This window comes from Serratia sp. C2(1) (genome assembly GCF_036352655.1).
Lineage (GTDB): Bacteria > Pseudomonadota > Gammaproteobacteria > Enterobacterales > Enterobacteriaceae > Serratia > Serratia inhibens.
In genome coordinates this window covers 144,833-158,598 of sequence record NZ_JAZFBA010000004.1, presented here as the reverse complement: position 1 = coordinate 158,598, position 13,766 = coordinate 144,833, and the positions used below count along the sequence as shown (strand labels likewise).

10 protein-coding genes are annotated in these 13,766 nt (G+C 56.8%); 4 read left to right on the top strand and 6 right to left on the bottom strand.

Annotated features, from left to right (window positions below; all coding sequences use genetic code 11):
* Positions 1-51: 51 nt before the first annotated feature.
* The 4 genes from V2S86_RS20490 to gcvT form a co-directional block, all read right to left on the bottom strand.
* Positions 52-1,017 (bottom strand): quinone oxidoreductase family protein, encoded by a 966-nt coding sequence (locus tag V2S86_RS20490; RefSeq protein WP_330763913.1) that lies wholly within the window; start codon positions 1,015-1,017, stop codon positions 52-54.
* 122 nt (positions 1,018-1,139) lie between these two features.
* Positions 1,140-4,019, bottom strand: coding sequence for an aminomethyl-transferring glycine dehydrogenase (gcvP, locus tag V2S86_RS20485; protein WP_330763912.1), 2,880 nt, complete (start codon positions 4,017-4,019; stop codon positions 1,140-1,142).
* 221 nt (positions 4,020-4,240) lie between these two features.
* Positions 4,241-4,627 (bottom strand): glycine cleavage system protein GcvH, encoded by a 387-nt coding sequence (gene gcvH / locus V2S86_RS20480; protein WP_020439706.1) that lies wholly within the window; start codon positions 4,625-4,627, stop codon positions 4,241-4,243.
* Between the two features lie 45 nt (positions 4,628-4,672).
* Entirely contained in the window at positions 4,673-5,770 is a 1,098-nt protein-coding gene (gene gcvT / locus V2S86_RS20475) for a glycine cleavage system aminomethyltransferase GcvT (protein WP_330763911.1), read from the bottom strand.
* An 854-nt stretch (positions 5,771-6,624) separates the two neighbouring features.
* Here gcvT and V2S86_RS20470 point away from each other — a divergent pair.
* The 4 genes from V2S86_RS20470 to V2S86_RS20455 are packed head-to-tail and all read left to right on the top strand — an operon-like array spanning position 6,625 to position 11,156.
* Positions 6,625-7,632 carry a C-terminal binding protein gene (locus V2S86_RS20470; RefSeq protein WP_330763910.1) on the top strand — a complete coding sequence of 336 codons (1,008 nt, stop codon included), beginning with the start codon at positions 6,625-6,627 and terminating at the stop codon, positions 7,630-7,632.
* Between the two features lie 24 nt (positions 7,633-7,656).
* Positions 7,657-8,658: a radical SAM protein gene (locus V2S86_RS20465; RefSeq protein ID WP_006327758.1), complete on the top strand. Its 1,002-nt coding sequence runs from the start codon at positions 7,657-7,659 to the stop codon at positions 8,656-8,658.
* Between the two features lie 24 nt (positions 8,659-8,682).
* Positions 8,683-9,945 carry an ATP-grasp domain-containing protein gene (locus V2S86_RS20460; RefSeq protein ID WP_330763909.1) on the top strand — a complete coding sequence of 421 codons (1,263 nt, stop codon included), beginning with the start codon at positions 8,683-8,685 and terminating at the stop codon, positions 9,943-9,945.
* Positions 9,942-11,156, top strand: a complete 1,215-nt coding sequence (locus V2S86_RS20455) for a hypothetical protein (protein ID WP_330763908.1) — start codon at positions 9,942-9,944, stop codon at positions 11,154-11,156. The genes V2S86_RS20460 and V2S86_RS20455 overlap by 4 nt, the downstream gene beginning before the upstream one ends.
* Before the next feature lie 141 nt (positions 11,157-11,297).
* On the opposite strand, the gene ubiI is transcribed toward V2S86_RS20455, so the two are convergent.
* Positions 11,298-12,500: an FAD-dependent 2-octaprenylphenol hydroxylase gene (gene ubiI / locus V2S86_RS20450; protein ID WP_330763907.1), complete on the bottom strand. Its 1,203-nt coding sequence runs from the start codon at positions 12,498-12,500 to the stop codon at positions 11,298-11,300.
* An 87-nt stretch (positions 12,501-12,587) separates the two neighbouring features.
* Entirely contained in the window at positions 12,588-13,766 is a 1,179-nt protein-coding gene (gene ubiH, locus V2S86_RS20445) for a 2-octaprenyl-6-methoxyphenyl hydroxylase (RefSeq protein ID WP_330763906.1), read from the bottom strand.

Below are 13,766 nucleotides of genomic sequence, written 5' to 3'. Positions count from 1 at the left end.
GGCGCTGGCCAGTTTTTTCCTGGCGACCAAGCTGGCCGCCAGGGCTAACGCCTAACGCGAAATGCGGATCACCGAACGAACATCGCTCTTCTTGTTCAAATCCCAGACGGCGGCAATCTCGGACAAGCCATGCTCCTGCGTTTCGACGGCGATCTGGCCTGCCGCCGCCAAGGCCAGGATCTCGTGGGCATATCTCCGCATTTCCGCCACCGGCGGGAAGTTACCGGTACCGCTGCCCATAATCTGCAGCTGATTACTGCGCAGCACCGCCGCCGGCAGCCGGATATCCGGCCCGGCCATTGAGCCGACGTTAACCAGCCGAATGCCGCGCCCTCCGGCATAGGAAGAGAGATCGTGGTTGTTCAAGGTGGCGAGCAGCGCTTCGGTGGCCGCCCCCCAGATATAATCGATAATCACGTCATAACCTGCCGGGCCGGCTGCGTCGGCAAAGGCCTGCACCAGTTCCGCGCCTTCCAGCCCGAGATCTACCGTGCCATCAACGCCCAGCGCATCCAACACGCTCTGCCGACGACCGGCCGCCACGATGCGCCCTGCCCCCGCCTGACGCGCAGCGGCCACCGCCAGCTTGCCCGACGTACCCGTGGCGCCAATAATCAGCACCGTTTCACCCGGCTGCACCTCGGCGCGCCAATGAAGCGGCAGCCAGGCGGCGAAAGCCGGGTTAATCAGCGCCGCTGCGGTGGCGTCATCCACGCCTTCCGGCACCGGCACTGTCCATGACGCGACGGTTCTTTCCGCCAGTGCGCCATGCGGCTGGCGGAACGAGGCGAAATAAACCCGTTGGCCGTCCGGTGTATAACCCACGCCATCAGTGCCGGGCACAATCGGCAAGGTCCTGGGGCTGGAGTAGTGGGTTCCCGCTACCATCGCGCGGTCAAGCTGCTTAATGCCCGCCAACGTCACCTCAATCAACACCTCGCCCGCCTGAGCCTGCGGCTCTTCGACTGACCCGAAAACCGGTGGCTGCCCTAACGTTTTTACGATTGCCGCTTTCATAACGATTCCTTATGCCATTGAGTTTGCCCATTAAGCAGTGAAGCGCAATCACTGCGGCCCGGCAATAAAAAAGGGACACCGCATCATGCGGTGTCCCTTGCCAACAAACTTTACCGAATGTGTTATTCGTATTCGCTCATTGGCACACAGGAGCAGAACAGGTTACGGTCGCCGTACACGTCATCCAGGCGCTTCACGCTCGGCCAGTATTTGTTCTCACGCACACCGGCGACAGGGAACACCGCCAGCTCGCGGCTGTAGGCATGCTGCCAATCGCTGACCAGCTCCGCCTGAATGTGCGGTGCGTTCACCAGCGGATTGTCTTCCAGCGGCCATTCGCCTTTCGCCACCCGATCTATCTCGCCGCGGATGGCCAGCATCGCGTCGATAAAGCGATCCAGCTCTACCTTGCTTTCCGATTCGGTGGGTTCGACCATCAGCGTGCCCGCGACCGGGAACGACATGGTCGGCGCATGGAAACCGTAGTCAATCAGGCGTTTGGCGATGTCCATTTCGCTGATGCCGGTCTCTTCTTTCAGCGGACGAATATCGAGAATACATTCATGCGCCACGCGATGGTCGCGGCCGGTATACAGCACCGGGTAGGCATCTTTCAGGCGGGTCGCGATGTAATTGGCGTTGAGGATCGCCACCTGGCTCGCCAGTTTTAACCCTTCCGCGCCCATCATGCGGATGTACATCCAACTGATTGGCAAAATTGAAGCGCTGCCGAACGGCGCGGCGGACACCGCACCTTGCTGAGTGGTGACGCCGTCGATCTGCACCACGCTGTGGCCCGGCACGAAGGGTGCCAGATGCGCTTTCACGCCGATCGGGCCCATGCCCGGACCGCCACCGCCGTGCGGGATGCAGAAGGTTTTGTGCAGGTTAAGGTGCGAGACGTCCGCGCCGATGTAACCTGGCGTGGTGATGCCGACCTGAGCATTCATGTTGGCACCGTCGAGATACACCTGGCCGCCGAACTGATGAACGATCTGGCACACTTCACGGATGGTTTCTTCGTACACGCCGTGGGTAGACGGGTAGGTCACCATAATGCAGGACAGCGCTTCGCCCGCCTGTTCTGCCTTGACGCGCAGATCGTGCAGATCGATGTTGCCGTTCTTGTCACAGGCCACTACCACGACGCTCATGCCGGCCATCTGGGCGGAAGCCGGGTTGGTGCCGTGCGCGGAACTTGGGATCAGGCAAATATGACGGCCCGCTTCGTTACGGCTTTCGTGGTAACGGCGGATAGCCAGCAGGCCGGCGTACTCGCCCTGCGCGCCGGAGTTCGGCTGCATGCAAACCGCATCGTAGCCGGTCAGTTGCACCAGCCACTGCGACAACTGGCCGATCATCTGCTGATAGCCTGCCGCCTGCTCTGGCGGGCAGAATGGGTGCAGTTCGGAGAATTCGGGCCAGGTGATCGGGATCATTTCCGCCGCCGCATTCAACTTCATGGTGCAAGAGCCGAGCGGGATCATCGCCTGGTTGAGCGCCAGATCTTTGCGCTCCAGACGGTGCATATAACGCATCATCTCGGTTTCGCTGTGGTAGCGGTTGAATACCGGATGGGTCAGGATCGGATCCTTGCGCAACATTGCCGCCGGGATCGACTGGCCGTTTTTGCTCACCGCCGCGTCCAGCGCGTCGATGTCCAGCCCGTGCGCGTCACCCGCCAACAGGGCGAACAGCGTCTGCACGTCTTCACGCGAAGTGGCTTCGTCCAGCGTGATGCCGACCGCGCCGTGGATGTCGGTACGCAGGTTGATGCCGAAGCCCAGCGCGCGTTCCAGCACCGCGGCCTTGTCTTTGACTTCCACCGTCAGGGTATCGAACCAGGTTTTATGACGCAGCGCCAGGCCGGCCTGCTGCAGCCCGGCGGCCAGAATGTCGGTCAGGCGATGGATACGCCCGGCAATGCGCTGCAGGCCCTGCGGGCCGTGGTACACCGCGTACAGGCTGGCGATGTTGGCCAGCAGCACCTGCGAGGTACAAATATTCGAGTTGGCTTTTTCGCGGCGGATATGTTGCTCACGGGTTTGCATCGCCATACGCAGCGCGGTATTGCCGGCAGCGTCGCGGGAAACGCCGATAATGCGGCCCGGCATTGAGCGTTTGAATTCGTCGCGGCAAGCGAAGAAGGCGGCGTGCGGGCCGCCGTAACCCATCGGCACGCCAAAGCGCTGCGCGGAACCGAAGACCACGTCTGCGCCCTGTTTGCCCGGTGCGGTCAACAGCACCAGCGCCATAATGTCGGCCGCCACGCTGGTGACGATTTTGCGGGTTTTCAGCTCGGCCAGCAACGCACCGTAGTCGTGCAGTTCGCCGGTGGTGCCCACCTGTTGCAACAGCACACCGAACACGCCCTGCAGCTCCAGCACCTTCTCGGCTTGATCCACGATCACTTCAAAGCCGAAGGTTTCGGCGCGGGTACGCACCACGTCCAGCGTTTGCGGATGCACGTCGTCAGCCACGAAGAAGCGGTTGGCGTCTTTCAGCTTGCTGGCGCGCTTGGCCAGCGCCATCGCTTCGGCGGCGGCGGTGGCTTCGTCCAGCAGCGAGGCGGACGCCAGATCCAGTCCGGTCAGATCCAGAGTCAGGGTCTGGAAATTCAGCAGCGCCTCAAGGCGGCCCTGCGACACTTCCGGCTGATAAGGGGTATAAGCGGTGTACCAGCCCGGATTTTCCAGCATGTTGCGCAGGATCACCGGCGGCGTCAGCACCGCGCTGTAGCCCATACCGATATAGGATTTGTAGCGCTGATTCTGCGAGGCAATCGCCTTCAGTTCGGCCAGCGCCTGATGTTCAGTCGCCGCATCGCCCACCGGCGGCGGCCCCGGCAGTTGAATGTCTGCCGGCACAATCTGTTGGATCAGCGCGCTGAGCGAGCGTGCGCCCACCGCTTCCAGCAACTGCTGCTGTTGTTGCGCAGAAGAGCCGATGTGGCGTTCGATGAACGCTTCGCTGTGTTCAAGTTGGCTGAGTGTCTGAGTCATTGCTACAAATTCCTGAATGCTGACGGGGTACGGGATATAGCCTGTTCTATAACTAAAACGCCCTACCCTCGAAGCTTGGGTAAAGGCGTTACCTACTCAATGGATTTCAAGTTGCCGCCTGGCAGCGGCTTGCTTATCCCCAGGTGCTTACTTAAGTCAGTCACCGGGGTAAGCCAGTGCAGATAACAAAACCGCAGCTTGAAAAACGAAGAGTAGGTTGGTTACTCGTCGATAGAAGCCTGGTACGCACCGGCATCCAACAGCTTACCGAGTTCGGCAGCGTCGGAAGCCTTGATGCGGAACAGCCAGCCATCGCCATAAGGCTCGCTGTTCACCAGCTCAGGTGAAGCTTCCAGCGCCTCGTTAACCGCAACGATTTCGCCGCTGATTGGCGCATAGATATCGGAAGCGGCCTTCACCGATTCCGCCACGGCGCAGTCGTCGCCGGCGGTCACTGCCGCGCCAACGTCTGGCAGATCGACAAACACCATGTCGCCCAGCAGTTCCTGCGCGTGCTCGGTGATGCCTACCACGTATTCGCCGTTGCCTTCGTCACGCACCCACTCGTGGGATGCCGCGTATTTCAATTCTGTTGGCACATTGCTCATCGCCAGTTACTCCTTCGAAGAAATAAAAAATCAATAAACAAAAATTTAATTAGTCAGTGGCTTACCGGCACGGACAAAACCGGGTTTGGTGACCTTGACCGGCATTTCGCGATTGCGGATTTGCACGATAGCCCGCTCGCCGATACCGGCGGGCACGCGCGCCAGGGCAATACTGAAGCCCAGGGTCGGCGAGAAGGAGCCGCTGGTGATCACCCCTTCATGCGACTGGCCTGCCGCGTCGGTGAAGCGCACCGGCAGCTCATTACGTAATACGCCTTTTTCCGTCATGATCAAGCCGACCAGTTGTTCGGTGCCCTGTTCCCGCAGCTGTTCCAGCGCGTCACGGCCGATGAACTGGCGATCTTCCGGCTGCCAGGCGATGGTCCAGCCCATGTTGGCAGCCAGCGGCGAAACGCCTTCGTCCATCTCTTGGCCATACAGGTTCATGCCCGCTTCCAGGCGCAGAGTGTCGCGCGCGCCCAAACCGGCCGGTTTAACGCCCGCCGCCAGCAGTTGCTGCCAGAAATCCGCCGCCTGCTCTTTCGGCAGGGCGATTTCATAACCCGCTTCGCCGGTATAACCGGTGGTGGCAATGAACAGATCCCCGGTCTGCACGCCGAAGAAGGGCTTCATGCCTTCGACCGCACTTTTTTGTTCCGGGGTAAACAGGGTGGCGGCGCGTTCTTTGGCCTGTGGGCCTTGCACCGCAATCAACGCCAGATCGTCGCGCACTGTCAGTTCAATGCCATAAGGTGCAGCGTGTTCTTCGATCCAGGCCAGGTCTTTGTCGCGCGTGGCGGAGTTCACCACCAGGCGGAAATAGTCTTCAGTAAGGAAGTAAACGATAAGATCGTCGATCACGCCACCGGACGCATTCAACATGCCGGTATACAGCGCTTTGCCAGGTTGAGTGAGTTTGGCGACGTCATTCGCCAGCAGGTAGCGCAGGAACTCGCGGGTGCGGGCACCGTGCAGATCCACAATGGTCATATGGGAGACGTCGAACATACCGGCATCCTGACGCACGGCGTGGTGCTCATCGATCTGGGAGCCGTAATGCAGCGGCATCATCCAGCCATGAAAATCTACCATGCGCGCACCGCACGCCACGTGCTGGTCGTACAGTGGGGTTTGCTTTGCCATCTTTTCCCTCATTCCACTCAGTAGCTGAAGTTAGGGTGCTGCCACGCAATACGTCAGATTATGGCTCGCGGGCCGGGTTGCGTGGCGCACTGACTGCCCAACGGCAACGCTGCGCCGAAACGTACGGAAACTGCGGCTGACCGTCGTGACGCAAACGATACCTTTGTTCTGACGTTATCACCGAACGCCCCCATTAACCATAAGTTAAAATAGGTTTGGCGGTTCCCGTCGTCATTAAAAAGTCGGGCTAGTGTGCAGAGTTTTTAACTGGAAAAATGCGCTTTAAGGCACAAAAACAACAATTGGAGCACCAAAAATCCGAAGTTATATAACAAACCAACGGCCTGTCGCGGAATTTCGACTTTTGATAACCGAGCATTAAATTAGAAAAAGTAATGCGAAAAACCAGCTGAAATTAGATTATTTCAAATGAAGGGTTATATAAGGAAAAACTATGGGTGATCCCATGTTTGAGCATGGCCGAAACTTGACGTTCACTTGAACGCCGTGAGTTTTCCTGATGACGATGAATGCGCTCCGACCCAAGCCCTCTCTGTCGCATCGGGAATATTGGATTATTTCAGTAAAAGAACCTGCTTACCCATTCCGGTAAAGGTAAATATTTTTCACGTTTACTGTGTTTTTTTCAGAAGATTAATATTTCTATCCCTTACCCATTTCCTGTTTTTTTGATTAACAAACCTATATCAATTGGTTTTATAAACTAAAAAAAGAAAATTAATCGAATTTTTAAGCTAAAAAACAGCAACTTGTTAGAAAAAAAGAACCGTGCTTCAATTAACGCTCAGTTTGTAATGTTAATGTTATCTTAACAATTATAGGGTGGGCGTTAGATGGAACCCAGACGTACCAAGGTTTTAATCATTGATTCGACAACGGAAAAACATTTTCCCCAACCAGATATTGAACAAGAAATACTGGCCGGGCATGATGTTCACTTGGCACATATCAGCAATATCAATGAAATACCCGCCGACATCCTGCCTGAGATAGAGTTCATGATCATCTGGGCATGCATCCCGTCCATCCAGTTCAATCAGGCTTTTTTAAGCAATTTAGGCCGCTGCCGCGCTATCGTTAAAGCCGCTGTCGGTTACGATAATGTGGATATCGACGCCGCCAGGCAGCTCGACATCGCCGTGTACAATATTCCCGACTACGGCACAGAAGAAGTGGCCGATCACACTTTGGCGCTGATGCTCGGCGTAGCCCGTAAACTCAACGACATCAATCTGCATGTCAGACAAGGTGGTTGGGACTGGGCCAGCGTCAAAAAGTTGTACCGCTTGCGTGATAAGACCCTGGGGATCATCGGTTTTGGCCGCATCGGCGGTGCCGTGGCAAAAAGAGCGGCGGCTTTTGGTTTGAACATCCGGTTTTACGATCCCTTTGTCGCCAGCGGGATTGATAAAACGCATGGCGTAACACGCTGTGAATCCCTTGAAGAGCTGCTCGCTTCGTCGGATATCGTTTCTGTCAACGCTTCCCTAAACCGCACGTCCCACCATCTCCTTTCCGGGCCGCAGTTTCAGCAAATGAAAGAAGGCGTATTGCTGGTCAATACGGCACGCGGGGGCATTGTGGACTCACAGGCTTTGTTGGCAGCGCTGAAATCCGGCAAGGTTGCCGCGGCCGGGCTGGACGTCCTGGAGAATGAACCCGATATCCCCGCAGGTTTCAGAACTCTGGATAACGTTATTCTTACCGCACATTCGGCTTTTTACACTGAAGAATCATTCCTGGAAATGAGAACCAAGTCGGCCGAGCTGCTTTTGGGCATTATGGCCGGGGCTAACGTACGCAACCGCGTGAATGGAAACGGTATTTTACAACCCTCGTGATCAATAAGAGCATGGAGAATAACAATGTCTGCCGAGCAAAATATTGTCGTTAAACAGGTTGAAGAAGAAACGCGTTTTTCAGAAAAATTGACACCATATTTAAAAGAACTCAGCAAAACCAGCCAGGCAATAAAGGATATGTATGAATTCAATCCTGAATATGAAACATTGCCGGCCAATCTTGACGTTGACCTGCTGAACGAGAAAACATCCACGCCCGTTTTTGGTACGGTAAAAAAATATGATGGCCAATTGCTGGTCTTGCTCTCTTACACCTGCGCCGCCAACTGTCGCTATTGTGAACGGCAGGATCGCGTGGGAGTCGGCCTGGATGTGGAAGGTCGGTTAAAAATGTCTCAGATTGACGATATCGTTGACTATATCGCCAACGATAAAAGCATCTACGAGGTCATCGCCAGCGGTGGCGATCCGCTGACCAACCCCAAAGGTCTGCAATATCTGTTTAATCGACTGAAAGCGATCGACCATGTAAAAGTGGTCAGGATCCATACCCGCTATCCGCTGCAAAACCCCGGCAAGGTGCGGATGGAATTGATGGAAGAGCTGGCGCAGGCTAAACCGACCGTATATTTGAGCCTGCACATCGACCATCCGGATGAGCTGCAACCTGAAGTCATCGAGATGATCCGGGCTTTCAAAAAGATGGGCTATGTGTTGCTGACGCAAACCGTCTTCCTGAAAACAATCAATGACGATAAGGACACGCTGAAAACCCTCTTTTTGCGTTTATTCGAGTTGGGCGTTCGCCCTTATTACATTTATCACGGTCAGGAAGTCACCTCTACCCGGCGTTTTGTCATGCGCCTCGAAGATGAGATGGCGATCATGACGCAGCTGCGCAATGAACTGTCCGGCCTCGCCTTCCCCCAGCACGTTATCGATATTCCCAGCGCTTCCGGCAAAGTGGTGGTGCCGAGCGATCACTGGCAAACGGATACCGCTACCGTCACGGACTTTTACGGCAAAACGGTCAGAACGGCCGACTGGTCGCCCATTACCAACTAAAACAACAGGGAAAGAGGTTGTCGCATGAAAACATTTATCATATTACAGAACATTGTCACCTTCCGGGCTGACTGGAATAAGCTGATCGACAGGGAAAAATACGCAGTCTGCCTGCTAACGGGGAAACAGGGCTGGGGTAATTTGCCCGCGGATCAAAAACCTTGTTTCGACGATATTCAAATCTGCGATCCCTTCACGACAGAAGAGCTGGAGCAAGCCTGTCGCGATCTCTTTACCCGTCGCAATATCACCGATATGGCGGAGGTGAGAATTATCACCAACGACGAGTATTTTCTGGGACATGCAGCACGCCTGCGGGAAATATTCGGTATTCAGGGCGCAACGTTCGCGCAAACGGAACCCTTTATCAACAAGCTGCGCATGAAGGCTGTCATGGCTGCCGGCGATATAGAGATCCCTCGGGTGGCGCCTTTTTCTCCGCAGGCCTATCAGACCTCTCCTGAACGTTATCTTCAGCAGGTTGAACTTGCCTTGTCTTACCCGATATTCGCCAAACAAATTGATTCGGCCGGCAGTGAACGAATCGCCAAAATTCCTGACCGCCCGGCGCTGCGGCAATGGTGTGAAGCCAATAAAGACGTTGAAAACTATGAGTTGGACCAATTTATTGAAGGCACGCTGTTCCATATCGACAGCCTGGTTTATCAAGGAAAGATCGCCGATATTTATATCTGCCAATACAGCCACCCCAACGCCGAGTTTATTGACGGCAAACCCGTGGGCAGCTTACCGCTGGACAAGGAAAACCCGCTGTATTCACGCTTCGAAGCCTATAACTCCCGCGTATTCGATGCGCTGGGTTACGTGCCTGACGGCGCGACTCATCTGGAAGCCTTCCTGACCAAAGATGGCCGTATCGTGTTTCTGGAAATCGCCGCCCGTGCGCCCGGCGGCTGGATCCCGCAAATGCATGCCCTGTGCTCTGGCCGCAATATCGAAGAGCAGCATTTTTTGGCGCAAATGGGTTTGCTGGAGCAGGCGAGCGAGCGGCCTGTCGGTTACGCCGCCTGGGTGTGGTATCCGCACCGGGAAGGCGCGCGTGCCGATATAGAAAAAAACATCAGCGTCGGCAGCGCATATAAAACGGCATGGGAGGTTCCGCAAGGCACGCTGCTGACCAGACCGCAGAGCGTACGCGACCGCATTGGCGGGATCCTGTTGTGGAATGATTCGCTGGCGTCTTTAACCGCGGACTTCCAATGGCTGGTCAATGACTATCTGCCTTATCACGATGCCGTGGCGGCAGATAGCGGGGAGAATAAATGAATACCGCCGGCATGTTGCGATTATGGTTTCCCAGTGCGATCAGCATCAGTCTGCTGAATCTGGAACTCCCCATTATCTCGCTTATTCTTTCGGCCTACAGTCTCAAGGCATCCGGCGATTACGCCATTGCCCTGAGTACTTTCATGTTTGCCAATGCGTTTGTTTTTCCTCTGTGCGCGGTGGTCATCAAAATGAAAAAGAGTGCGGAGACACTGATGTTTTCCGCACTGCTCGCCGCCGCGGTCTTTTTGATATTCAATCTGGGCGTTTGGGGTTTTAGGCAACATATCAGCCCGCATATCGCTTTTATTACCCACGTGTTTTCGCTTTCTCTGCTGGCCGTAGGCGTCCGACGTTATCTGCAAGGATGTTGCATCCTGGAGGGGAAAACCGCCCTGATGAGCCGCGCCTCATTCGTACGCGTGCTGGTTTCGGTGCTCGGCTGTTATGCACTGACCCGATTTCAGGTCCCTGTGGATATGGCGGCGATCCTTGCGCTGGTGGCCGGCGCCTATACGGAGGCCATTTTGCTGCTGCTGTTGGTCCTGCGTCAGGGCATTCGGTTACACGAAGGGGGCGGTAGGGACTATCGGCAAATCATCGCGCCTTACTTTTCTGCCTTTTTGATGACCGCTTCATCGCTCATGAGCAACATCATTGTCGTCATCTGTCTGAGCCGGGTTATCGGCGGGAGTGAAGTGCTGCAATACTGGCCGTTAACCTTTGGCCTGATCTGCATTTCCATCGGCGCGGTGTTGGATATCGAGAGCATCCTCTTAAAAATATTGGGGCATCAGCCGCAGAAAAAACAGCAGTTCGGCTTCCTGGCGCTGCTGTGTCTGGCAGCGCCCATATTATTCGTGGCGTTGTGCCTTATTCTTGATCGATTCGACCTGTTGCCGGCCGGGAGCAGAACGATTTACATGAATGCGGAGTTTTTCATCGCCATCGTCGGTGTGTCGATGCTGTGGATTTTACGGGGTTATATTCGCGCCAACCTGATGAACGACAATCGGCTGAGGATCATCAATGCCAGCATTCTGGTAGCGATGATGACCCCTTTGGCCGTATTTTACGCCGTTGAAATACCCAACTATGGCGTCATGCTGTCGCTGTCGATTTTTTCCGCGCTGATTATACTGGAGCTGTTGTGCTATGCGCTTTACGGCATGACGCAAGCCCTGCAACGGCGACAGATCGCCGCAGAGTAACGCCCCTTGGTTCATTCTATGATGACAAGGCTCCGAAAGGAGCCTTGATGATGACAAAGTGCGGTTTTGTTTCATGCTGGGCGCAATATGCCGCGCCCCTGCGAAAGATACAGGCGAAGGCTTTCTGCTGAGTTTACAGCCTTAAGCCAGCCACTCCGGCAAATCGTTCAGGCCCATTGCCTGGCGCACCAGTTTCGGCTTCACGCCCGGCAGGCTGTCGGCCAGACGCAGACCGACATCGCGCAGCAGTTTCTTCGCCGGGTGATTGCCGTCAAACAACTCACGGAACCCTTGCATACTCGCCAGCATCACGGCAGCGCCCTGTTTGCGGCGGCGCTCATAGCGACGCAGGTACAAATGTTGGCCAATGTCCTTGCCCTGGCGTTGCAGACGGCGCAGCTCGGCGATCAGCTCGGCGGCGTCCATAAAGCCCAGGTTCACCCCTTGGCCGGCCAACGGATGCACGGTATGCGCCGCATCCCCCACTAACGCCAGACGGTGCGCGGCAAAGCTGCGCGCGTAACGTCCGGTCAAGGGGAAGGTTTGCCGTTCGCTTTCAAGCCGACAGGCACCGAGGCGCAGATCGAACGTCATCGCCAGCTCACGGTTAAACTGCTCCGGCTCCAACTGCTTCAGGCGCTCCGCGTCTTCCGGCGCTACCGACCAAACGATCGAGCACAGATGCGGATCGCTGAACGGCAGAAACGCCAGAATGCCATCGCCATAAAATACCTGCCGCGCCGTCGCCAGATGCGGTTCTTCGGTGCGGATGGTGGCCACCAGCGCGTGATGACGGTAATCCCAGAAGGTCAGCGGAATATCGGCATGCTGACGCAGCCAGGAATGCGCGCCGTCGGCGCCCACCACCAGCCGTGCAGTCAGCATGCGGCCATCTTCAAGCGTGATAAAGGCATCGTTCTCGCCCCAGGCCACCTGTTTTAGCGCCGCCGGGGTGATCAGCGTGACATCGCTCAGGTTTTCCGCACGCTTCCACAGCGCCTGCTGGATCACCGAATTCTCAATGATATGGCCGAGGTGACTGAAGCCGCATTCATCGCCGCGAAAGGCGATCTTGCCGAAGCTGTCGCGATCCCACACTTCCATCGCGTTGTAGGCGCTGGCGCGCAGGGCGAGGATTTCGTCCCACACGCCAATATGCTGCAGCAGGCGCTCGCTGGCGGCGTTGATGGCGGATACGCGCAGCGCCGGTTGTTCCTGCAGCGGCGCCATCTCCGGTTGCCGGTGCTCAAGCACCGCCACGCGCAGACCGCTGCCTTGCAGGCCACAGGCCAGTGCCAACCCCACCATACCGCCGCCGGCGATAACCACGTCAAATGATTGCATGCTGCTTAATTTCCTTAAATGACTCGCTGCGCAGCGATTGCGCGGCGTTCCGGGCGCAGCACGCTGCGCCCCTGCTTATACCTCAGCCTAGCGATCCACCCAGCCCAACGTGCGTTTGGCAAAGGTATCGCGCACCGCCGGCAGCTGTTCCATCGCCATCAGGCCCAAATTACGGCCAACCACTAAAGGGCCATAACGATTGGCGAACAACCGGATCAGACCTTCGGTCACGCCGACCGTCGCCTGCTGATCTTTCTGCCGCCGCTGCTGATAGCGGCTCAGCAGCGCATAGCCGCCGGGATCTTCGCCCGCCTGCTCCGCCTCTGCCAGCGTTTCCGCCAGTGACATCACATCGCGCAGCCCCAGATTGAACCCCTGACCGGCTATCGGATGCAGCGTCTGCGCGGCATTGCCCACCAGCGCCAGCCGGTGGCTTATATGCTGGCTTGCAGTCAGCAGACTGAGCGGATAGCTGTGCCGTTTGCCGGCCTTGACGATCCGACCCAGCCGCCAGCCAAACGCCTGTTGCAGCTCACGGATAAAACGGGCGTCGTCCCAGTCATCGACCTCGGCGCGATCCTCGCGCGCATGGCACCACACCAGCGAACTGCGGCCCTGAGACATCGGCAACAGCGCCAATGGCCCATAGCGAGTGAAACGTTCGAAGGCACGCCCTTGCGGATCTTCTGAGGTGGTAACGTTGGCTATGGTGGCAAACTGCGGATATTCACTTTGTTGCCACTGCACATTGCAGGCCTGTGCCAGCGCCGAACGCGAACCGTCCGCTGCCACCAACAGGTGTCCGTTGATGCGCCGTCCGTTATCCAACAGCACTTCGGCGCGATCCGCAGTACGCAGCACGTCGACCACCCGGGCCGGGCAGTGCAGCGTGACGCCCGGCGCTTTGGCCAGCAACGCGAACAGCCGTTGGCCGGCGTCATGCAGCTCAATAACCTGACCAAGCGCGTCGACCTGATAATCTTGCGCATACAGGTTAACAAAGCCGGCGTGGCCGCGATCGCTGACGTGCACATGGGTAATGGCCGTCGCACAATCGCGTAGCGCCGGCCAGACGCCGATACGCGTCAGTTGCTGGCAGGTGCCCTGCGCCAAGGCAATGGCGCGGGCGTCAAACCCCGGATGGCTGCGATCGTCCGGCCGTGTAGCTTCGATCAGATCAACCGCCATCCTGCCCTGGGTAAGCGACGAGATGGCCAGCGCCAACGTCGCCCCAGCCATGCCGCCGCCAACGATAATTACGCTCAT